The organism is Haloimpatiens massiliensis, assembly GCF_900184255.1.
In the GTDB taxonomy this organism is placed as follows: Bacteria; Bacillota; Clostridia; order Clostridiales; family Clostridiaceae; genus Haloimpatiens; species Haloimpatiens massiliensis.
Genome location: NZ_LT854640.1, coordinates 1,629,628 through 1,652,811, shown reverse-complemented (window position 1 = coordinate 1,652,811; position 23,184 = coordinate 1,629,628). Strand labels below are relative to the sequence as shown.

General features: G+C 27.5%; 16 protein-coding genes. 4 read left to right on the top strand and 12 right to left on the bottom strand.

Annotation, left to right across the window (positions count from 1 at the left end; all coding sequences use genetic code 11):
* Positions 1–99: 99 nt before the first annotated feature.
* Positions 100–2,661: an autotransporter outer membrane beta-barrel domain-containing protein gene (locus C1715_RS16050; RefSeq protein WP_102401380.1), complete on the top strand. Its 2,562-nt coding sequence runs from the start codon at positions 100–102 to the stop codon at positions 2,659–2,661.
* A gap of 210 nt (positions 2,662–2,871) precedes the next feature.
* Here the strand turns inward: C1715_RS16050 and C1715_RS16045 are convergent, their stop codons facing one another.
* From C1715_RS16045 to C1715_RS16035, 3 genes are all read right to left on the bottom strand, one after another.
* On the bottom strand, positions 2,872–3,243 hold the full coding sequence (locus C1715_RS16045; protein WP_102401379.1) for a hypothetical protein: 372 nt from the start codon (positions 3,241–3,243) through the stop codon (positions 2,872–2,874).
* A gap of 99 nt (positions 3,244–3,342) precedes the next feature.
* Entirely contained in the window at positions 3,343–6,210 is a 2,868-nt protein-coding gene (locus tag C1715_RS16040; RefSeq protein ID WP_242972013.1) for a TOTE conflict system archaeo-eukaryotic primase domain-containing protein, read from the bottom strand.
* Positions 6,211–6,553: 343 nt separating this feature from the next.
* Positions 6,554–7,450 (bottom strand): DUF4351 domain-containing protein, encoded by an 897-nt coding sequence (locus tag C1715_RS16035; protein ID WP_102401377.1) that lies wholly within the window; start codon positions 7,448–7,450, stop codon positions 6,554–6,556.
* A gap of 951 nt (positions 7,451–8,401) precedes the next feature.
* Here C1715_RS16035 and C1715_RS16030 point away from each other — a divergent pair.
* A complete protein-coding gene (locus C1715_RS16030; protein WP_102401376.1) occupies positions 8,402–8,917 on the top strand; it encodes a helix-turn-helix domain-containing protein in 516 nt (171 codons plus the stop codon).
* Between the two features lie 104 nt (positions 8,918–9,021).
* On the opposite strand, the gene C1715_RS16025 is transcribed toward C1715_RS16030, so the two are convergent.
* From C1715_RS16025 to C1715_RS16000, 6 genes are all read right to left on the bottom strand, one after another.
* A complete protein-coding gene (locus tag C1715_RS16025; protein WP_102401375.1) occupies positions 9,022–9,450 on the bottom strand; it encodes a hypothetical protein in 429 nt (142 codons plus the stop codon).
* Between the two features lie 23 nt (positions 9,451–9,473).
* Entirely contained in the window at positions 9,474–10,493 is a 1,020-nt protein-coding gene (locus tag C1715_RS16020; protein WP_102401374.1) for a restriction endonuclease, read from the bottom strand.
* A 76-nt stretch (positions 10,494–10,569) separates the two neighbouring features.
* Positions 10,570–11,472, bottom strand: coding sequence for a type II restriction endonuclease (locus tag C1715_RS16015; RefSeq protein WP_102401373.1), 903 nt, complete (start codon positions 11,470–11,472; stop codon positions 10,570–10,572).
* 200 nt (positions 11,473–11,672) lie between these two features.
* Positions 11,673–12,596 (bottom strand): DNA adenine methylase, encoded by a 924-nt coding sequence (locus tag C1715_RS16010; protein WP_102401372.1) that lies wholly within the window; start codon positions 12,594–12,596, stop codon positions 11,673–11,675.
* A gap of 12 nt (positions 12,597–12,608) precedes the next feature.
* Positions 12,609–13,358 (bottom strand): DNA-methyltransferase, encoded by a 750-nt coding sequence (locus C1715_RS16005; protein ID WP_102401371.1) that lies wholly within the window; start codon positions 13,356–13,358, stop codon positions 12,609–12,611.
* A gap of 76 nt (positions 13,359–13,434) precedes the next feature.
* Entirely contained in the window at positions 13,435–14,151 is a 717-nt protein-coding gene (locus C1715_RS16000) for a TRM11 family SAM-dependent methyltransferase (protein WP_035288950.1), read from the bottom strand.
* 164 nt (positions 14,152–14,315) lie between these two features.
* Between C1715_RS16000 and C1715_RS15995 the strand changes: the two genes are divergently transcribed.
* Positions 14,316–14,927 (top strand): hypothetical protein, encoded by a 612-nt coding sequence (locus C1715_RS15995; protein ID WP_102401370.1) that lies wholly within the window; start codon positions 14,316–14,318, stop codon positions 14,925–14,927.
* 305 nt (positions 14,928–15,232) lie between these two features.
* On the opposite strand, the gene C1715_RS15990 is transcribed toward C1715_RS15995, so the two are convergent.
* Complete coding sequence (locus tag C1715_RS15990) at positions 15,233–17,293, bottom strand: N-6 DNA methylase (protein WP_102401369.1); 2,061 nt, start codon at positions 17,291–17,293, stop codon at positions 15,233–15,235.
* A gap of 107 nt (positions 17,294–17,400) precedes the next feature.
* Here C1715_RS15990 and C1715_RS15985 point away from each other — a divergent pair, with 107 nt between their 5' ends.
* On the top strand, positions 17,401–18,627 hold the full coding sequence (locus tag C1715_RS15985) for an IS701 family transposase (protein ID WP_102398934.1): 1,227 nt from the start codon (positions 17,401–17,403) through the stop codon (positions 18,625–18,627).
* A 199-nt stretch (positions 18,628–18,826) separates the two neighbouring features.
* Here the strand turns inward: C1715_RS15985 and C1715_RS15980 are convergent, their stop codons facing one another.
* Positions 18,827–20,632: a DUF2357 domain-containing protein gene (locus C1715_RS15980; protein WP_102401368.1), complete on the bottom strand. Its 1,806-nt coding sequence runs from the start codon at positions 20,630–20,632 to the stop codon at positions 18,827–18,829.
* 14 nt (positions 20,633–20,646) lie between these two features.
* Positions 20,647–23,184, bottom strand: a complete 2,538-nt coding sequence (locus C1715_RS15975) for a hypothetical protein (protein ID WP_102401367.1) — start codon at positions 23,182–23,184, stop codon at positions 20,647–20,649.

The following is a 23,184-nucleotide window of genomic DNA, read 5'->3' as shown; positions in this document are numbered from 1 at the left end:
CACGACAAAAACGCATGATTCACGACAAATAGAAGATTTTTTCTATTTGTTTAATTTATAATAGATTTGCCATTAAATATAATGAGGGAGGATATTTTTATGCGCTTAAAAAAAATTAATATTCTATCTATTGTTTTGTCAGCTGTGATGTTGCTTGGTTTTATGCCAACAACAGTGTTTGCAGCAACAGAAAACGGATATACTCTTGCAACTGCTACAAGTCGAGATTATAACGGCACTGCTGTTGTAGATGTAACTGACATGGTATTTGCCGATGTATTTGATTCGGATAATGTATCAGCAGATGCAGTAGGAACATTATCATCACCAAACGCAGGAACCTATGATAGGATAAACTTGTCAAATATTCAGCCTAAAGGTGCTGATATTGGATGGTATGAATTTCCGAGTTCAATGGATAATATACCTACTAGTATCACAATATCAAAGGTTGATCCCGTAATTGATTTAACTGTACAACCCAGCAAAAATACTGTTGGTGGCGAAGGAATTGTCGTTACTGCTACAATAACAAATAATTTTAATAACAATGAAGGATTACCAACCGCAAAACAGTTTAACATGAGTGTACAAAACGCCACATTGAAATCCGGTACAACTACTGTCAAAAATGGAAACTCCTATACAGCAACTTATATCACAGATAGCAACAAGGTTGGTCAAAACATCACCGTTACCGCTAATGTTTCAGATACTGCAACAAACTATAATTCCTTGGTAACTCCTGTTACAAAAACTCTGCCAATCGTACAGAATGCCCACGAGCTTTGGGTAAATGGTATTGATATTTCTGTTGCAGAAAATAACACTGTTGCTTGTGGTAAAGGCACTGCAACCTATGATAAAGCAACTTCTACACTTACATTAAATAATGCAACAATTGATACAGCGCATAATGGAGCGGGTATCATCAAACCATCTGCACCTGCTTCTAACAGCAAGCTTAATATCGCTTTAATTGGAGATAATGTAATAACTACAAGTTCCATAAGTCAGATAAATGTCGGAATTAGTACAATGGGTCAACTCAATATCAGCGGTAATGGTAAACTTAGCGTTACCACAGCAACTGATTCGCAATCTTATACTACTTATGGTATTTACGCATATTCAGGTCTCACTGTTATAGGAGCAGAACTTAAACTAACAGATACCTCAACATTAACCGATTATAAGAACTCTGCCATTGATGTAAATGAGTTTTCATCATCTCTTAAAATTGAAAACGCTATTATTAAGATAGCTAATTACGATATGGGTATTAATGTTCCTTCTGGTGATATTCAAATTATCGGAAGCACCATTATAGGAGATGGTACATACTTTAACCGTGGTGTTGCTGGTGGTAATGAAATTGACAATTTCATTATTAAAGATAGTGTCGTTGACTTTAACGTTTCAGGGGAAAATTCATTAGGTCTGTTGAATGGTTATGAAATACAAATTGACAATTCAAATGTTACGCTTACTAGTGAAACATCAAATGCTATTTATACAGATGGTGGTATTTCTATTACAAATGGTTCAAATGTAGATGTAACAGGTTACCTTCCTGCTTTATTCAGTGTATCTGATACTACAATTAAAGATAGTTACGTAAAAGCAACCTCCACCAATGATAGCGGTATTTATTCCAAGGCAAATATCATCATAAATGGAGCATCCAATATTATTGCAAAGGGTTACTATGCAGCCATAAATGCAAATGGTGATATTACAGTGAACGATGGCAAAGTAAATGCAACTTCCACCAATGACATGGGAATTTGGGCAAGAGGTTCTATTGCTTTCAATGGCGGTGATGTCTATGCCAAAGGTGCAGAAGGTTATGCGGCTTTGGGGGTAAGATACAATAAGCAACCAGGCGATACTGTTCCGATTACAAAAGTAACAGTGAACGACAATTATGACGAAAGCACTGGTGGTAAAATTTCAGTTTCTGATTGGGACAATAATGATAGAAGCTGGACTTCATTCATTGCCAAAGATGATGAAAACAAGCTTTCAATAGATAGAAGCAATGCTTTGAATGAAATTACCATTAAAATCAAAACAGCCGACTACTCCAAAGTAGATGAAGCCATTGAGAAAGCAAATGCTTTAAATAAAGATAATTACAAGGATTTCTCAACAGTAAAAGTTGCAATTAATGCTGTTGTTCGTAATAAGAATATTACAGAACAAAAAACGGTTGACGGTTACGCTACTGCAATTGAAAATGCTATTAAGGCTCTTGTATACAAGAACGCTGATTACAAGAAGGTAGATGAAGCTATCACTAAAATTCCATCAGATTTGAGTCAATATACAGATGAAACTGTTAAGGCTTTAAATGATGCCAAGAACGCTGTTATTCGTGATAAGAATATTACAGCACAAACAAGTGTTGATACTTATGCTATTGCTATTGAGAATGCAATTACTGGTCTTAAATTAAAAGGACAGGACAATCAAAGTAATAAGGACAATAGTACCGTAGCACCTAATAAGGCCGATAACAAAATCCAGCAGAGAGAAAATTTACCGAGTACAGGAGATAAAACAAATTTAAGATTATTAGCTTTCATGCTTATAATTTCAGGAGGAATGATTGTATTTATTACACATAAAAAGAAACATATCCACAATCCTACAAAGTAATTAACAGAAATAACTTTATTCAACATTACAACTAAAAAATTAAATCAATTCAAAAATCAAAAATTTTTTTTGTAGCAATTGGAGACGGTTAAGTAGTATCTGCATATAACTTGCCAAATACTACTTAACCGTCCCCACTTTTCATTGTTATTTCATCAATTCTCCTCACCTTTGTTGGTATTGATTAACAAAATGCTACTTAAATCACCTTTATTTCAAAGTTTCAATTTCTGATTTAAATACTCTCTTTCTAGAATAGATTTTTTTATAGTGATCTATAATATTTATCTTTGCACCTACATTACCATATGATTCCATTGTTTCTCCTAGTGCAGCTATAAGCACTGCCGCTTTATAATAGCTTCCTCTAAAACCTCTACCTACAACTGCATTAGTTCTTTTGTCAACCTCTGATTGTAGCCAAGTAATATACTTTTCATATTGTTCACTTGTTATTTTAATCTTATCCTTCCAGATAAAAAACCGTTCAACTAAATTTTTATCATCATCATTGAAATAATTTATCCTATAATACAAAATGGGGTGCTTTTGTACAATTTCTCTAGCTGTGTCACATAACATTTCGATGCCCCTTGAAGCATACAAGCCTCAATATGGAAATTTTCTTTATTTAGAATAGTATTTCTCTCGGATCATTAAAAACATTTCTCCTTATTCATATTATTCTTTATTACTTTTAATTTCAGCTACTACTCCAATTAGCTCATTTGCTAATTCTTCATTTTGAACTCGAATCAGTGAATTATCATCATAGGTACCTCCAAAAATATCTATACCGCCATACCATACTATTTTATAATCAACAATCATAAATCTATATCTGTTATGTTTAATCTGAACTACATTGATACCTTGTTTTTGCATTTCTTCAATAAATTCAATAATGTATCTCTGTTGTTTGTCTGAATACTCACTAACCTCTTTAATACATAAAGTTATCCTTATTCCTGATTTATATTTGTCGACTAGCGTTTCCTTTACAACGTTTATTTTCTTCTTTTGAAGGAAGGGACTTGAGACCAATATATTTTTCTTAGCAGCTGCAATATCCTTTAAAACATGTTCAAAATAATCAAAGTTGTCATAAATTCCGCTTTCAGCCTCTGAATCCATAATATTATTCTTAATGCTATACCCTAATGTTCGATATGCCGTTAGCCGCTTGTGATACATTCGTTCCAAAACTGGTATGTGAACATCAACATAGTCATAAATAATAACTTCATTTTTCCCTTCGTAACTTCTATGAAGCCTTCCTGCATATTGTGCAATTGTTCCCTTCCATGCTATAGGCATTGTCATAAACAGTGTATCTAATCTTGCCTCATCAAAACCTTCTCCAATAAGTTTTCCAGTTGCCACAATCACATACCTATCTCCATTGCTTAATGCTTTAATACTATCTAATGCCGCTTTTCTTTTTTGGGCAGATAATTCTCCAGACAACACAATTATTTGAAAATCTTTTCCACTAAGCATATTTACTAAAACATTAATATGACTTGTTCTTTCTGTTAACACCAAAGTATTCCTACCAGCGTTTATAGCTGCTTCTATATCCTTCACAATTAAAGCATTTCTATAATTGCTATCACAAATATGTTGATAAATTTCAGTAATATGCCATTCTCTATCCTCTTCATTTATTGGCATTCTAGTAGATGTAAATCTAGGTACAATAAAATGATCAAAACCGCTTTGTTTTGCCTCCTGCTTAGCATCTACTTTGTATCGTATAGGTCCACATTGCATAAAAATAATAGGATGATGCCCATCTTTACGAATAGGGGTAGCAGTTAATCCATAAACATACCTTGCACTAGCATAGCTTAGAATTCTATTAAAATTTGATGCTGAAATATGATGACATTCATCAACTAATACTAATCCATATTGATTTATCAAGGATTTAATACTTTTGTCTTTTTCAAACATGGACTGCATAATTGCAATATCTATTACTCCATTTAAAGACTTTTTACCACCACCAAGTTGTCCTATAATTGAAGCCTTCCTTCTATTCCCTTCAATCTCTTCATCTATTTCTAAGAATTGCTCAAGACGTTCTTTCCATTGTGTAGCCAATTCTTTAGTATGTACAAGTATTAATGTTGATGTCTTTTTCTCAGCAATAATTCTAGCTCCAATAACTGTCTTTCCGAAGCCAGTTGTGGCAGATAATACACCATTTTCAAATTTATTCATTTCCTCAAAAACAAGTTGCTGCTTTTCTTTTAGCTTGCCTTTAAAACTAACGTTAATTTTCCTTCCATCTATCTTGTTATCTATTATAGAATAATTAATAGAACTTTCACTTAGTAAATTAATAAGTTTAGTTTCTAATCCTCGTGGTATAGTAATATCACTTTCATTTTCTTCGTACATAACAGTGACCCTCGATATTTTATAGGTTGATTGCCTCATTGCTTGTTTTAAATAAAATTCTGGATTTAAGTATGATGCCATTTTACGTAAAGCAAATAATCCTTTTGGAGATATACCCTCTTTACATATTGTTATTCCATTACACCTTTTTATAATAATTTTTTCAGGGAAATCAACTTTTTGTACTTTAATTTCTTCTTTATTATTCATGTGTTCTATAATTTTATTTTCTTTATAATCTTCAGAAATCTTATGAGTTTTTATAAAGTTTAGTACAAACTTTTCTGATAATTTTTCAATTTGTGAAAGATATACCCATTGATCCTTAAATGCATTAAAATTTTCATCAACAAAAACCGAATTATTCTTTACTCTTGCCTCTTTTTGCAAAGGTAGGGCAATCAAGTTCCCGAATCCATTTTTTTGAAGAAAATCTTGACTAGGAAACAATCTATCATAAGAGTCAAACTTTATTTCTCCGCACTGCTGCATTGCAAGATTAAGAATTATCATTCCAAATTTTCTAGCAATGTATGCTTTAATTTCCACATCAAAGAAAAACCATATATGACATCCTTGGCCCGACCTTGAACGCTCAACATATACTGGTATTTTCTTTTCTACGCAAACATTTCTTATTACACTGCTATCATCTTGCCATCTAGCTTCATCAAGATCCATCACTAATAGATAACAAGTATCTTTCTCCGTCATAGGATATAATCCCAATACTTCCTTTCCCATAAGATGCTTCTTCAATTGTTCACTATTTAAAGGGGCAAATTTACTGTTTTTGCATTCAGTGCATTTTATTTTAGGCTTACTACATATACCTAGTCTAAAATCGTTAAAGCAAAACGGAGAATATCCCGGCTTATTTTTCCATCTTTTAGCGCATACATTTTCTCTTCCTCTAAAAAGATTTAAAAACAAATCTATTTTTTCTTGAGGTAAACTAGTATTTGTTACTAAAGCTACATTCTTATCCCCATAATTAATAATTGCCTCATATATTTTTTCTGCACAATTTTCTGCTGGAAAATATTTTATAAATTTAGCATTAAGTTTTACTATTTCTGCTCTTAAAAGCTCATTTTCCCTTTGCAATAATTTATATTTTTCTAAAAGCTCATTGTAATCCATCAATATCAACTACTCCCAATATCCTTTTCTATTAGAATCTATTCTCTTTATTATTTCTTTTTCTTTTAATTTTTTTTAAATTATATTTTACCCATCAATTGTAATATTCCCTGATATTTCAACTATATCTTTTGCAATTATCTGTTGGTTGTCTTTAATTAATTTTATAATTAACTCTCCTTTTACTGTAATGTTTGCTGTAGTTAAACCATTAAACTAATTTTTATTTTTTAATGTAACTATACAGAACTGTCGCTCCGAATAAAACTTTGGTAATTTTTTCTTAGTATTCCTTCCATTATTCATATTTTATATAAACTTATTGCATACTTAACCTATTTCACTAAAAATATTTCTCTACATCTTCAATTTTTTCTATTTCAAAAATATCTGTGGCTATTACGTCTATAGTTTCCTCTGGTAGTTTCTTTATTTTTTCTTTATATTCGTTAGGTACAGATTTGAATTTTTTAATAAGTTGCCTTATAAGAATATCACTCTTTCCATCTGCTTTGCCCTCTTTTATTCCTTCTTTTATCCCTTCTTTTATCCCCTCTTGTATAGCTTCATCCCTTATCATCTTACCTATTTCTGTCATGCTAAATACCTCCTTAAATTTTCTTTTAGATACCTCATCTCCGAATTTATCAAATAACGCATATAGCAGTGTTATACATTGCGTTTTTTCATTACTTTCTGGTATTGTATCTGCTAATTCTATGCTTTCTAAAGTCCTTTTGCTCCTACTTTTATTTCCTCCCATAAGAGGTATAAAAGTTAAGGTTAATATATCTTCACCATTTAGTTTTTCCTTTTTAAATATTTTCTCTCTTAAATATTTAAGTTTTTCATCACCATTTAGATTTTTCATATAAAATGCTTCTATATTATATTTTATTGAACCTGCATCTATGTATGTTTCTACATCTTCTATATCAGCAGAATATATAACAATTGTCTTAACCTTCCTTTTTTCTTTGTAAAACAAGGAAGCATCATAATATAAAAATCTTTTTATATCATCTTTTTTATTAGTAGTTTGAAACTCGAAATGCAAGTATGCCCCATCCTCTGTGTAGAATAAATAATCCGTATAATTAGTTTTTATGTCTATATTTTTAATTTCTGTTTCTGCAGGAGCAATTATTTTAGTATCGATTCCAAAAAACTTCACAGCATTATCTTTAAAAAACTCCATGGCCTTTTTTAAAACAGCATCCTCAACCTTATTATAATCCATTTTAATCTCCTCTTTCTAGTTATTTGTCATTACTTATTATTTCCAACTAGAAAAAGTTTATGCAAACATTTGTTCATTGCTTTTTAAAATTAATGTTATTAATCTAATTTTCGATAACCAGATACCAAGTATCCTACAGATTAGTAAGTATTTTTTCAAGTAATATCAATAGCATAAAAAAACACATAGATTAAAGTTTAGTTTACTTTATCTATGTGTTTTGTTTTTTATTGAATTTTTAGTAAAATTTACACCTCAGCAGGTTGTGCGCAAATTATTTTCAATGCAATATTTTCATAATTAACTTTCAAAAATAACTTATGTTTTATCTTAAATTAATAAAATAAGATTTTTAAAACTATTTTAAAGGCACATTTTTGGTTTTTTTATCAAAAATAAAATGCTAAACTAAAAACTTACAAGCAATTTTGATTTTCGCACAACCTGTCAGAGGTGTTGCCGAAGTGGTACTTCCGAAGAGTGCTGCCTGCTCCCTTGGGGTGAAACTTTGTCGCATCCAATACGACATCCCTTGTCCTTGCAATACGACAAAGCCGTTCACCCTAATAAATACAAAATAATAAATAAAAAACTAAGTATATTTATAGTAATTTTTAATCAATTAGTTTTTAAGATATAACTTCTTTTGATACATGTTTTAAATGCAAATTTTTAATATACGTTTCTAGTACATAATATAAACCAATTTATCTGAAATAATAAAAAAACTTAAAATTTAAGTGGAATTTTATTTTAAAGTGCATATCTAGTTATTAGAAGGACAAGCCACGAACTTATATTATACCCAGCTTTTACGTCCCTAGAGTGTAACCCATGTTATGAAACATTTAAAACCCTAAAAAGTGTAACCTATGTGATGCGGCATGCCATTTAAGCTTTAATTTTAAACTTTAAACTTAAAGTTTAATAAAATAACTGGAGGTAATTACTATGAACTTTATATCAATTGATTCTGAAATTTTAAATACTAATATAGATGGACAGGCTTTAAAACTATACTGTCTACTAGAAAGCTACTGCTATGGGGATAAAAATGATTGTTTTCCATCTCAAAATACTCTAGCTACTAGAATGAATAAAAGCATAAGAACAATACAAAGATACCTAAAAACCCTGAAAGATCTAGGACTTGTTATAATAAAAAGACGTGGCTCTACCAGCAATCTGTACATATTGCCAAAGAAACTTAATAAAAAAGTACAACAAACTGCTCAAAAAATACAAGAAAAATGCAGTGGTTTTAGTGCTGCATTAAAAACTAAAAAAAATGCTAATTCTAATAAAACCAACACTGGCCATAGTAACTATAAAAATCACAAAAACTACAAAAGAAACTATAAATCCAATACCTTCAACGACTATACTCAAAGAACATATGATTTTAGTAAGCTAGAGCAGGCATTATTGGGCAATACCTCTTATGAGTATGATGATATTTTGAAGTAGTTTGAATCATTGGTAAAAATTACATTTCGGGGGTCGTTACAAAAAAAGGATGTAGCGAAGCGGAAGACTTTTTTTGTTTGCTATATGTAAATTAAAAGTATAATCTATATATTTATTTCCTTTGAAGCATTAGTTAAAACTTCATTTAAAATTTTTTTAAAATTTGGGGGTAAATCCTCAAATAATCTTAACTCTATTCCTTGTATTATTCCATTACTCTTATTGCTAAAAATTTCATAAAACTCTTTATTAGTAAAGTAAATATATTTCTCCTTAGCTCGTATCTTCTCCATGAAGTAGCACTTAGCAAATAAACTATCTAGCTTTGCTGATGGTATATTACCACCTTTTGTTTTTCCACTATGGTGACATATAAATATTACGATATCTCTATTATTTGAAACTCCTGTAAATTCTTTATAAGTATTATCTCCAATTCTAAGTTTCTGTTTACATAAATTTGTACTAAACTCTTCACTTAATTTTTCTAAAATATACTCTGTAATCTTATTAAGTTTTGATGTATCTGCCATAGCCATTCCCCCCATTCTCATTGTTATTCGTCTACATTTAACATCCATACTCTTTTTAATGGTATTTCTGTTTTTATATCATCACTTAATTTATCATAATTTTGAAATATTTCTTCAATTATTTTCTTTGAATCCCACAAACGAACCTTAAAAAATTGTTTTGGGATTTCTCTTGTAACAGAAGATTTAAAGCCATTCCATGAAACAAGCAATCCATAGTCTGCATTAAAATTACTCATGGTACCTACTAATTGATCTAATGTTGGTCTATCTACTGGATTATCTTGTGTTTTTACTTGAACACAAATTTTAGGAGAGCCAAATCCTAAAGTATCTGAAGCTGCTAGTAAATCCACTCCATTATCTGCACCTTCTGGACTTCTATAAGTTGTAAATCCTTTTGCTTTAAGAATTTCATTAATTAACTCTTCCATTCTATGCCCCTTAAATTTTTGAATAATTCTTCCTGAGATTCTATCAAAAATAAACTCTTCTAAATCAATTGTTGTATTTTCATCATTATCATCCATGATATTCATAGTAATACTAGCTTTAGTACTCCAATTATTTTTCTGCATTTCTTTAATTCTTTCTTCTGCATTATTTCTATGTATCCTACAAACAGTCATAAATGCACCAAGAGAATATAAAATGTCTTTATCAAATCTATCCCTTGGTATATCTAGAGCAAACCATTTTACTTTTCTATAATGATAATATGGACTACCTAATGATTCGTCATATTCATATTCACCTAATATTTCTCCAAAATGAATTGTCCTGTTAATTTTGCTTGGCAAAACAACCCAATCACCTTTCTTCATAGTGTGAGCAATTGGCCAAATTTGTGATGCCCAATTAATAGCTGTCTTTTCCTTTTCCAAATCATAATTTTCTAATAGAATTTTATATAATTCTTCTTTTGAGCATATTGTATTCAAATTAATTTTTAAATCATCCCACGTAAGGTATACTCTATTATCATTTAAAAATTTATTTTCATACTCTCCATTTTTACCTGCTCTAAAAAGCCAAATGCTCATATAAAATCCTCCTCTTCCCTCTAGCTTTTACATATTACATAATATTCTAAGCAACACATACTCTCATAAATTAAGATTAGTCAGCTTCCTCTAATATCTCATCCAATAACCCATTTTGTAACATTGTCAAATTAATTATATACTTATTATGATAAAATGCTTCCTCCAATGGCCTATTAGCTGATAGCCACCCTTTTCCATCAGTTATCCAAATTAATTCATGCCCATCCTGTGTAGTTATATCTTGAAGTGTTTTGTATTCCCCCGCAGTAGCCTTAAGCTTAGAACCACCACCACCATAATAATTAGTTTCTACTAGATAAAGCTTACACCCTGTATTTATGGCAAAATCAAACCTTCTTGCTGTTTTATCTACAGTTACTTTATAACCCCACTCACTTTTTATATGGCTTGGAGTAGCTTCTTTTAAATAACAAAACCCGTTTTCCTCACAAACCTTCAAAATAAATTTCTCCACAATATCCTCCATGGCATGTCCTGAGCGATTCTTCCTCCCATTGCTATCTAGCCCTACTTCAATGCCAAATACATAATCAACTATATTCTTAATTGATTTATTTGCAAACAAATCTAGTATCTTAGCTTTATCCATAAACTCAACAATATCATCAATTCTACTATCATCTAATGATTTATATTTATTAAATGCATATCCTTTTCTTTCAGAAGCACCTTTAGCATCAAAAGTTACAATTTCAAACTTTTTTTCTCTACATGCTATAAGCACAGGAATTACTTTAATAACTTCTGGATGTTTTTTAATTAAATATTTTGCTTCATCATAAATATTTTCTTTTCCAATCAAATAATTAAGGATATTTAACTGTATCTCAATATCCCTTACATTATTATTTACCTTATCCCAGTTAACAAAATAGTCCCAACCTTTAATAGAATCTTTTAATGTATCTAAAAGATATTTGAACGTTTCCACATTTTTTTCATAATTTATACTCATACTTATTTTTCTCCCCCTATTCCCTATAACTTATAGTATACATTTTTTTATTTTTATAAAATATATTTAATATCATTTTTACTAACAACTACCTTTTATTATATCGCAAACTCCTATACAAAATCAAAAATAAGCACCCTTAAGGTGCTTAAAGATTAGAATTTTTAAACAGTAATTACTTAAAACTCTTTGTTCATATCCTACTCACTTTTATAATTTAATATTAATAGTTCATTTACCTTACCCCTACCGCTACCTCTACTATTTATTGCTCTACTTGCCTTTACTTTATTGATAGTAAAATTCTTATATAAGTTCTCAAAAAATTTATCCTCAGGATCTGTATTTGTTGGATCCGAGTTACTTAGCATAAAAAAGGCTTTTTTAGAATCTAGTAATTTTGTCCAATTTGCTAATCTTATTTGGCTATCATCATTAAAAGGTTCTTTTGAATAATCATTAAAACTTGAAGTAGCATTTAGTGGTCTATATGGCGGATCTATATAAATAAATGTATTTTCATCCACATAATCCGATAATTCTTGAAAATCTCCTATTTTTAATTTTACTCCTTGTAGTGCTCTATTTACTTCCATTAAATTGCTTTCATCGCATATGGTTACTTTTTTTCTTTTACCAAAAGGTACATTATACTTTCCTTTTCTATTTTGTCTATACAATCCATTAAAACAAGTTTTGTTTAAAAAAATCATTCTACCAGCATGAGAAATCCAATCATCTGAATAATTTAAATAATCTGTGGTACTCTTTTCTTGATTAAATTTTTCTCTTTGCTCATAAAATATTTTTTCTTGTTCTTCAGTATCCACTTGTAAATACTGTTTTTCTAGCTCGGATAAAAATTGTATAAGTTCATACACTTTTTGTTTTATAACATTATAAGTTAAAATTACCTCTTTATTAATATCATTTAAAATTACTTCTTCAAATTCATATTTTGAAATAAGATCAAAAAAAACTGCTCCTCCACCTAAAAAAGGTTCTATGTATCTCTTTATCATTCCTGCCTTTAACGTTTCAGGATAATAATTTTGAAATTGCTCAAGTAACTGTGTTTTTCCTCCTGCCCATTTTAAAAATGGCTTTGCATTACTATATGTCAATTAAATTCCTCCCTAAATTGCTTCTATTCTTTTGTTTGTAAGTTCTACATATTCTTCTAAATTATCTATTCCTATAAATTTTCTTTCATTTTCTACTGCAACAACCCCTGTAGTTCCTGAGCCGCAAAATGGATCTAATATTAATTGTCCCTTACCAGTACTTGCCATTATACATCTATACAATAATTCCTTTGGTTTTTGAGTAGGATGATATCCATACACCTTTTCTCTCTTAGGTGTAGTAGGAATTGTCCATACACTTCTCATCTGCTTTCCACCATTTAATTCCTTCATAAAACTATAATTAAATACATGTTTAGCCTTTTTATCTTTCTTTACCCATAATAGTGTTTCTTGACTAGCTGTAAAACACCTGCACCCCATATTAGGAGCAGCATTAGGTTTAACCCAAGCTATTTCATTAATAATATAATCACCCATTTCAAGTAATATAAATGCAATAGAATGAATTACATGATATGTACCAGAAATCCACATAGTCCCATCGTCTTTTAAAACTCTATTACACGCTCTAATCCATCTTTTATTAAAATTGTAATCCTCTTTTATACCTCTAGACTTATCCCAATCACCTTTATTAACACTTGCCATTTTTCCTGATTTACAAGTTATTCCATCGTTACTAAGCCGATATGGCGGATCTGCAAAAATCATATCCACAGATTTTGTTTCTATTCTTTTTAACTCTTTTAAACAATCTCCCATATAAAGCTTATAATTATTTCCTTTGTAATAAATCATTTTTATCACTTTTCCCTTTTAAATTTAATATACCATACTAATAAATTATACATTACTAGTATTTAAAATTCAAAAGTTACTTTTTAAAAACAAACAAATACTCATGAGCAATCAAATAAAAATTTCTTTTTATACTTATATCTCTCCAGTATTCAGTGGACTTACAATTATGTTGCTGTTTTATTATTATTTCTTTTAATTTAAATCCGGAATTCATGAATATATTCAATACGTTAAATGCTAAAGGAATAATAAATCCTCTTTTTCTAGTGTCCCCCATAAGTATAGAACAATACTTTTCTTTTTTTAATACCCTATAACATTCTTTAGCCACATCTTTCATAGCTTCATAAAATTCTTCTATATCAAGTAGTGATATATCTCCATCTATATTTTTACTATATTTAATGATGTTAGCATATGGTGGATGAGTACATATTAAATCTATGGATTCATCTTTTATATCATACAAATTTCTAGCATCTCTTTTCTTTAAAAATACATTATCCTTTTTACTAAGATTTTTAATCCTATCACTGCAAATATTTAAAGCTCTATCATTAATATCACAACCAATAATCTTTCTATTTAATAAACATGCTTCTATTAAAGTCGTCCCACTACCTACAAATTGGTCTAAAACAAACTCCCCTTCTTTAGAATATCTTAATATTATATTTTTAGGTACATATGGACTCCAGTTTCCTGGATAATCCCCCCTATGAGTACACCAATTACCTCTTTCTTCAAAATTCCATATGGTATCCGTCTCCAATTTAAAATTTTTCTCCATAAGTTCACCCCTAAATGTATTTATTATGAATTTTCCCCAGAAAATTATTTATTAATCAATATCGAAGTAAGAGGATTTACCTACTTACTATAGAATTTTATATTTAAATAAAACTTTTAATCATTACAATAACAACTACTATCTAAATCAAGGAGGTATTTTTAATGAAATATGATGAACTCTTAAATATTGTAAAAGAACTACAATTTGATACTAAAAAATTAATCTATAAAGAAAATAATTCTGAAATTTACATTTATAGACCATCTAAACTACCAAAACGATTTAATAACTATGATTCAAATAGGAATTTTCAAATTTGGTTTTCTGAGAATAAAAGAGAATTCCGCCCTAACCATCTTAGGGTTTTAATTGATTTAAACTTAAGAGTTAGATGTAGACCTGAATTAAAAAAGCCACTTTTGCTGGCATTTGATAATATATTTTATGGAAATGACCCAATAAAAGAGATTCAAATATTAAAAAACGAAATTTTTGAGCATTTTTTAAATTCTCTTAATATTACTGCAATATTAGCTCAATTATTTATTATAGAGCAAGCTTATTCTTATACTTCTAATCATGAAAGTAAGTATGATCCTCCAACACTATTTCTACAAGGGTGGATTCGAGAATTTATTGACAATCCAAAAGAAATTGATAATCTTTGTATGAGTGTATGTAATAGACAACCCCCATTAGCTAAATATACTAATAAGGAAAATAAAAACTCATCTAAATATGAATCAAACATTTCTCCCCTTTGGTATTTATAAATATTTAAAAGTAAACTATCCATACTTAGTAAAGTTTAGATAGTTTACTTTTTTATCTATACCTAGTCCTATATCAATATTCTATATACAAAAGTTGAATTTTTTATGCGATTTTTCTATCTAAATCTTTACATTTTTGTGAAATTAAATATTCAATACTGCCTTTGTGTTATACCAAACTTATATACTTAAATGTGGCAAGCCTTACGACATTGTAGTCAAAATAATTAACAAAATGGATTTCTTCTTTAATTTAAGAAATATTTTGTATTTTTCAACATCTCTTTTTCAGGTAATTTGTTAATTTAATTATACTTACTTATAATTTTTTTCACCAATTTCCACCCCGAAAATGACTTCATTAATCTTTCTATATATTCATCATCAATTTCTTTATTATTCTTACATGGTAACAATATTTTTATCTTATCTACCTTATTTAAATAACATTTCCTTCCATATGAAAATCTCCATTTAACTCTATTAATTTCCATTATAATATAAAATACTGTAGCTAATTTAATTTTATTTGAAAGATTAAATACTATAACATTATCTTTAGCAGTAAATTTATATGGATGATAAAAAGTTGTAAGTGGTGTTCCATCACATGCTATAGTTATAGCATTTTTGAATATATTTCTGTCTGGTATTTCATATAATCCAACAATTCCATTATTTTGTGTTGTAGTAGAAATCAATGGAATATCACCTTCTAATAATTGTCCATGTACATGATATGGTCCTTTATTAGGTTTGCCTAATATATCTAGTATTGATACTTCCATTAAATTTAATGGTGAATTATGTTCTATTTTTTTACTTTTTATGCCCATATAACTTAATTCATCTAATGAAATCATTTTATTAAGTATAGAAAAAGCTATAAATCTAGTAATAACTTCATCAATTCCATTTGTTATTTCTGAAAAAGGCAAATTTTTATTTTCTGTTAAATATACTTCTGGTACTAATTCTAAACTATCATCTTTAATATCAATTACAGACGCTATCTGAAATTTGTCTATTTCTTTAATCCTCATACTAGGTTCTTTAATAAACTGTCTTACAAGGTTTTTTATTTTTTCTATATGATTTTGTTCATTCTCACAAAATAGCCTCTTTCCTTTTACTTTTATATACCCATCTTTCAATGCCCTTATCCATAAAACATTCTGCTTCCATGGATGTGAAATACCTTTTTTTATTATTATTCCTACTGATTGAACACCTACAGGATAAAATAAATCTTTTGGAAATGTAATAACACTTAACAGGGTATTATCTCTCAATAATTTTTTTCGAAATCTAAGACTATCTTCTTGCTTAACTAATACCGAATATGGTAATACACTAAACAATATTCCTCCATCTTGCATTTGATCTAACGCATGCTCAATAAATTTATATTCTTTTTCATCTTTAGGTTTTAAAGAAAAAGGCGGGTTCATTAATACCTTAGTAATAGGCCTAAATTTATTATAAATTCTTTCTTCGTCACTAGTATTACTAGTTAAGTATTCTGCTGAAAATGATTCATTTATCTTTTTTCTTGTAATATGTTTTTTTAAACAATCATCATTAATAATGTTATTTTTTCCATCTCCTCTAAATATCATATTTACAATAGCAAGCGAAGCAATTTTAGGTTGTTGTTCAATTCCAAAAATTTTATGTTTTTTAAAATCATCTAACTTTTCTATAGAACAATTTTTTCTAACATAATCATATGCAGATACTAAAAAGCCTCCTGTACCACATGTTGGATCGTATACTATATCATTCTCATTTATATCTAATACTTCACAAGCAAATTTTGTAATTTGCCTAGGAATTAATACTATTCCAATATCTTTTGCTCCATTACCATACTTTAAAAATACTTCATAAAACTTACCCAGTATATCTGTTCCTGAATTCATAGCAGCCTTTATATTAATTTCATTTAATAAACTCATTGTCTTCATTAATGCTTTTTTATATTTCTTCTGAGCTTGTATATTATTAGGAAGTTTAATTTCAATATAATCATAAAATTCTCTTTTATTATGTCGTATAAGAACATCTTCAGCTCTATTATTTATATCCCTTACAATTATAGATGGTGATTCATTAAGATTGAGTTTTGAATCAATTTGAGCTAACAATAAAGAAGCAATGACCGCAGCACGATCATCTTTATTTATGGAAGCTAAATGAAGAACCTCATTAATATTTTCAGCTATATGAAGCATATGCTCCTCATCTACTTTTAAATCCATTAAATTGCTACTATTATTTTTTATTAACATTTCAACTTGATTAACTGCCAATAAGGAAGTTATTTCTATACCATTATGTTTAATTATTTTACTTAACTTCTGCAAAATAAAAAGTTAAATTGGTAGTATTACCAAAAAATAAATATGGCACACTGACCTTATCCGTGATATATAAAAGTTACTACTCAATTAAAACACGGGAGGTTGTCAGTATGCCAAGTAAATTTACTAATCATATTGTATCCATTAATGATGAACTTTACAATTACTTAAATGATGTAAATTATGGAATGAGTAAACCTCAATTTCATCATATATCCACTATTATTAATGGATTAATAAATTTAGATGGCACTAAATCTTTATTAAAGATTTCAGAATATATACTAGCTGCTAAAAGCAGCAGTTCCATATATAGATTTTTGAGTAACTCTAAATGGGACGATAGTCTCATAGATAGAAATCGTATTAATTATTTAAAACTACATTTTAATAAACTCATAAAGCCTAAATCCGTAGGATTCTTAGTTATAGATGATACTGTTAATCCAAAAACTCAAGCAAAGAAGATGCAAGGATTAAGCTATAATCATTGCCATACAGAAGGTAAAAATCTTTGGTCCCACTGTGTAGTTACTTCTAATTTTGTAGCAGAGGATATGTCTATTCCGCTAAACTATAAGTCTTATTTTAACGAAGAAAACTGCAAAAATCATAATAAAAAATTTATGAGTAAACCAGATATAGCTTTAGGTTTTATTAATTCTTTTGAAAAACCTTCTAACTGCGATAAAATATATTGTCTTACTGATAGTTGGTACACTAGCGAAAAGTTAATTAATGGTTGTATTTTAAAAGGTTTTAACTTTATTGGGGCTTTAAAATCTAATAGAAAAATCTCTCCATTAGGAATTTCAATGCAAATTAAGGAATTTGCTAAATATATAAATCCATCTACCTTAGATGTAGTTACCGTCGAAGGTAAGGATTATAGAGTATATAAATACGAAGGCAAAGTTTCAAAGATTGAAAATGCATTAGCCTTAATTTGCTATGAAGTTGATGGGGACAGCTTTAAAGAACCAGTATATCTAATGTCTACAGACATAGAACTTAGTAATAAAGCTATAATAAAATACTATCTATATAGATGGAACATTGAAACTAATTACAAATATCTTAAAACACACTTAGGTTTTGACGAATATAAAGTTCAAGGTATACTCTCTATCGAGAGGTATTTTCTACTTACATTTTTAGCAATCAATTTTTTAGAGATTTATAGATTATATAATCCTAAAAAACTTGAAACCATTGGTGATACTATAAAGTCTATAAAAAGCCTATCGGCTAAAGAATTGGTGCGTTTTGTTTATGAGGAAGCTAAAAATGATATACCTTTAGACACAATACTTGCTGAATTAAAATTAGTTTCTTAAAAAATTTTGTAAGTTACTTATAGGGAAAGTATAGAATTAAATGCTGTAACTATATTCCTATTAAAGAACTTACATCTATATTTGGGTTTTTAGCTTTTAAAATTAAAGAAGTTAAGTAACTTATATATATTTTTAGTATTACATATATCATTAAATCTACTTTCAAATTATAAAAATATTTTTGTTACTAGCAATTATTTTATATATTCTTCCTAGTCCAGTTACTAGAAAATAATTGATTTAAAAAATTTTTTTGCATAATTACATCTACATTAGGATTTAAAGTTATAATTTTTGCTGAAGGTTGTAACTCATCATTTCTGCTTTTAAATTTACTATTATAAAAATTATAAATATTCTCCTTTTGGTCTTCTATTTCTTGACCATTTATAACCCAAACCTTGCTTATTTTATCATTATTATGGACTGTGCTAATAGAAAAAATATATTTATATACTATTTCTTTGAATCTATAATTAATAACAGATTTATTAGTAGACCATTTTGCATCTAAAATTATAAATTCTGATAATCCTTCTTTATTTATTTTTATAACATAGTCCGGAGTATAATATTGAGCCTTTTCACCATTTAATGATATATCGTTGTTTCTAAATAACCCTATATCATTAAATACTTGATCAAGATAAATAACAGGTTGGTAATATACCGTTATATTTGTACTATTTTTTTCAAATATAAACGTGTTTTCAAATTTTGTATTTACATATTTAGCACTTTTATTAAGAGTATATAAAAATTTTTTTGACTTTTTTAAATAATATCCATTTTCAATAATATAATTATTAAGATTAAAAAGTATGTAATATTCATAAATCTGGCTTGCCTCTGAAAATGTTAACATCATTTTTTCATTTTCAAAATTATAATTACCACTTTGAAACCAATCTCGTATTACTTTATATATTTTTCTATAATGCTGTATTTCCATCAAAATAGATGAGGGTTTAGGAATGTTATTTATGGTTACTTCTTCACATTTTAAAACCTGCTTGTACATAAAATAAAGTTGCTGAATTTTTTTCTTAATATCACATAATTTTATTTTATATTTATTTAAAGGTTCATTTAACTTTAAATATATTTCATTAGATAAAGATATATATCCAGATTTAACAAAACATTTTTCTTGCTTATAATTTTGACTTTCTACATAATTTATCTTATCTATTAATAAATTATAAAGATACTTTAAAAATCCTATGATAACCTTATTCTCATATATATCATAACATAGCTCATTTTTATTTATTAGTGTTTTTTTAGGTTGCAAATTCAACTTATTATATTTAATACCAGTATTATAATTTACAGTTATTAATTGTTGTGGATTTGATATTATATATTGTATTGTCTCATTTTTTATTTCCCTTAGCTTTTCAAATTTATCAACTATATAATCACTTTTTATTTTATATTTTGCACCTGCTTTAAAGTATTTAAAATTACTTTCATATTCAAATACTATATTTTCAAGTATAGAAATTTCAGTATCAATATTTTTATTTTTACTTTTCGCTACATCTGCAAAATCTTTTACCTTATCATCTTTTTGAAATAAATATTTTTGTGCGTTTTTAGCTATATAATCTATCATTTTTCTTACATTATTACTTGCTATATTATCTCTCACTGCTACATCTAAATATCTAGAATAGAATTCATAATTACCATCAATTGTTTCAATAAAAACTGTTATACTTACATATCCAAAATAATTCAAAAATATTCTATTACCTAAAAAACATTCATCATTAAAATGTATTTCTCCATTACTATAATAACTATTTCTTAATATATCATTAACATAGAATTTAAGATTTTTAATATCTTTATCAAATTCTATCTTAGCACTATATTCCATATTACTATAAACTACTCCACAACTTTTAGAAGCTGAAAATATATTATTTTCAACTACTTCTGTCAAAATTATATCTACATTCTTACCTAATTTACTTTGTAATGTTAATTTACATTCCATATCTTTACCCTTCTTTAAACAAAAAATTGATAATATTGCATATTGTTATTACCTTTTTCAATTATGCTTTCTACTATGTTTTTGCATTTCATCATATTTTTTTCATTAAATTCCTTTTCTAAGTTTTGTAAAAATACCTTATAATTATCACCATATCCATTAATTTTAGGTAACATTTTTTGTGCTATAACATAATCTAGTGCAACAAATTCATGAGATGTACTATTAGTATCTTCAAATAAAGTACATCCTACTTTTAAATATTTCTTTATCATATTATCAACTCTTTGACTTATGGATATATTATTTTCACTAAACATTTTATAAATTTTTTTTAATTCTTCATATATTGGACTTATAGTTTCCTCATCACCATTATCATATGATGAATATGAAAAATATTTATTTATATCTTCAAACATAATTATACCATCATTTAATTTTTCATTTTGCTCATAAGATAAGTTTAAATCATAATCTTCTATTTCTAAATTATTTGGTTCTAATAAAATTATCCAAGCTCTATCTATAAGTCTTGGAGATAATGTTTCTGTTGTATGATCATAGTTTATTGTTGCTAAAAATCTTAATGTTTTAGGTATATAATAAATATAATCTTCTCCTAAGTTGATTTTTCTGTTTTCTTTATCTAAATCGCAAACGCTCATAAAATCTGCCCAATAATGCTCCATAGAACTTAAATTAGCCTCATCTAATAACACATAATAAGGAAAATCCTTAATTCCTTTTTTATATTCTATATCTAATATATTAAAAGTTTTAAAAAGTGAACTATTGTTTTTATCAAATGATTTAGTTAATGGGTTATAATATCCTATTAAATCTCTTTTAGATGTCCATCCTTTTTCTACAGCAATTTCTGTAAATCGATTATAATCATTATTTTCATTAGATAATCCTAATACATTGGCAATAATATTACATAAAGAAGTTTTTCCTACCCCCGGTTCCCCTGCAAATACAGTTAAAAATCCTTGGGTTAAACATATCATAATATTAATTACATCATTTTTACTATAATCCCTATTTTGATTAATTTTATTATATATATAATCTATAACATTATCTTGTTTAAATGATTTAACTTCTATAACTTTTTCAAAATTTTCTTTTGCTCCTATTGAGTTTTCAAAATCCTCTATGTATTTTCCTTTAATCCACTTAGCTGCTGATTCTAACATTTCATTAGCAATCATTCCATCAAAAGCAATATCTGAATATTGGCTTAAACTTGTAGCATTCTTTAATTTTAATTTGATTTCTTCTTCAATCTTTTCCGCTTGATTTTTTCTGGTTTGACTCTTCCTTGTAAATACATTATAATCATCTTCTGCTTCTTTTGCTTTTTTCTTAAGTTCATCAATTGTTTTATAAAGTACATCTATCTCTTCACACAATTCATACCTTTTGCTTAATTTTTCAATATCTTTTTTTATTTCTTCTTTTTTACACTCCATTTCCTTTACATCTTTATTACTTTTCTCAATTAATTCATTAATATTTTTATTGGTAAAATTTTTATTTTTAATATTTATTTCTTCTAGTTCTCTCTTTCTACCATTTATTTCTTCTTGTAACTTCTTTAATTCTTCTTTTTTATTCTCTATATTAGATTGAACTATTTCTACATTCTGTAATTTTCTTAAATTTTCAGGTTTTTCAAGAATTTCATCTGCAATAATATTTCGTTTTTCTTCATTTTCTAATAATAATCCTATTATCTCAATTAAATCATTTTCTATGAATTCATCTGTTATTTCCGTATTTTTAATTAAACCTTTTATACGATTTATTCTTACTTCTGATAAAGAATTATCTATAATAAATTTAATATTACTTCGTATTTCTTGAATTTCTTTTCTAGAATACTTCATATTTTTTATACTTATTATTTCTTTAAGTTTTCTTAATAGCTCTTCTTTGTTTATTATATCTAATGTTTCACTTACTAATTTTTCTTTGTCATGAAAATATACTATTTTAACATTAGAACTTATATAATCACTTGTTAATTCTATTTCACTTATATTTATATATTCCTTGTTATCATTTATAGAATATCTTTGTATTATATAATCATTACTACTTTTATTTATATAATAACCTCCACCTTTATCATTTTCTTTATATCCAAATGGACCATAAATATAATTACTATCTTTTATATAAATTTTTTCTTTAATAGGCTTATTTTTAATCTCTATTTTATCATTATTATATATAAATTCTTCTAAATCTATATAATCTTCAATCAACTCTCCAATTTCATATATCCCCTCTTTATTGATATCATATATATAACCATTATTTATTAATTCATCGCCATTAATCTTAAATTTTGTTCTACCTTCTCCTTTAAGTTTTGATTTATATTCAATTTCTTCTAATTCACTTTGATTAAATTTACATATCCATAAATGGGATATGTTGTCATAATTTTTTTGAGAAAATTCTAAATATGGATTTACATTTATATTACCATAATCAGGATAATCACTTTTATGTATCTTACTGATTTTTCCTTCTTCCAA

Coding starts and splice junctions, on each gene's coding strand:
- C1715_RS16005 (WP_102401371.1), bottom strand. CDS start 13,358: ATGATTTATTACAAAGGAAATAATTATAAGCTTTATATGGGAGATTGT.
- C1715_RS16045 (WP_102401379.1), bottom strand. CDS start 3,243: ATGTTATGTGACACAGCTAGAGAAATTGTACAAAAGCACCCCATTTTG.
- C1715_RS16035 (WP_102401377.1), bottom strand. CDS start 7,450: ATGGATTATAATAAGGTTGAGGATGCTGTTTTAAAAAAGGCCATGGAG.
- C1715_RS16000 (WP_035288950.1), bottom strand. CDS start 14,151: ATGGAGAAAAATTTTAAATTGGAGACGGATACCATATGGAATTTTGAA.
- C1715_RS15985 (WP_102398934.1), top strand. CDS start 17,401: ATGCCAAGTAAATTTACTAATCATATTGTATCCATTAATGATGAACTT.
- C1715_RS15995 (WP_102401370.1), top strand. CDS start 14,316: ATGAAATATGATGAACTCTTAAATATTGTAAAAGAACTACAATTTGAT.
- C1715_RS16015 (WP_102401373.1), bottom strand. CDS start 11,472: ATGAGTATAAATTATGAAAAAAATGTGGAAACGTTCAAATATCTTTTA.
- C1715_RS16030 (WP_102401376.1), top strand. CDS start 8,402: ATGAACTTTATATCAATTGATTCTGAAATTTTAAATACTAATATAGAT.
- C1715_RS16025 (WP_102401375.1), bottom strand. CDS start 9,450: ATGGCAGATACATCAAAACTTAATAAGATTACAGAGTATATTTTAGAA.
- C1715_RS16040 (WP_242972013.1), bottom strand. CDS start 6,210: ATGGATTACAATGAGCTTTTAGAAAAATATAAATTATTGCAAAGGGAA.
- C1715_RS15980 (WP_102401368.1), bottom strand. CDS start 20,632: ATGGAATGTAAATTAACATTACAAAGTAAATTAGGTAAGAATGTAGAT.
- C1715_RS16050 (WP_102401380.1), top strand. CDS start 100: ATGCGCTTAAAAAAAATTAATATTCTATCTATTGTTTTGTCAGCTGTG.
- C1715_RS16020 (WP_102401374.1), bottom strand. CDS start 10,493: ATGAGCATTTGGCTTTTTAGAGCAGGTAAAAATGGAGAGTATGAAAAT.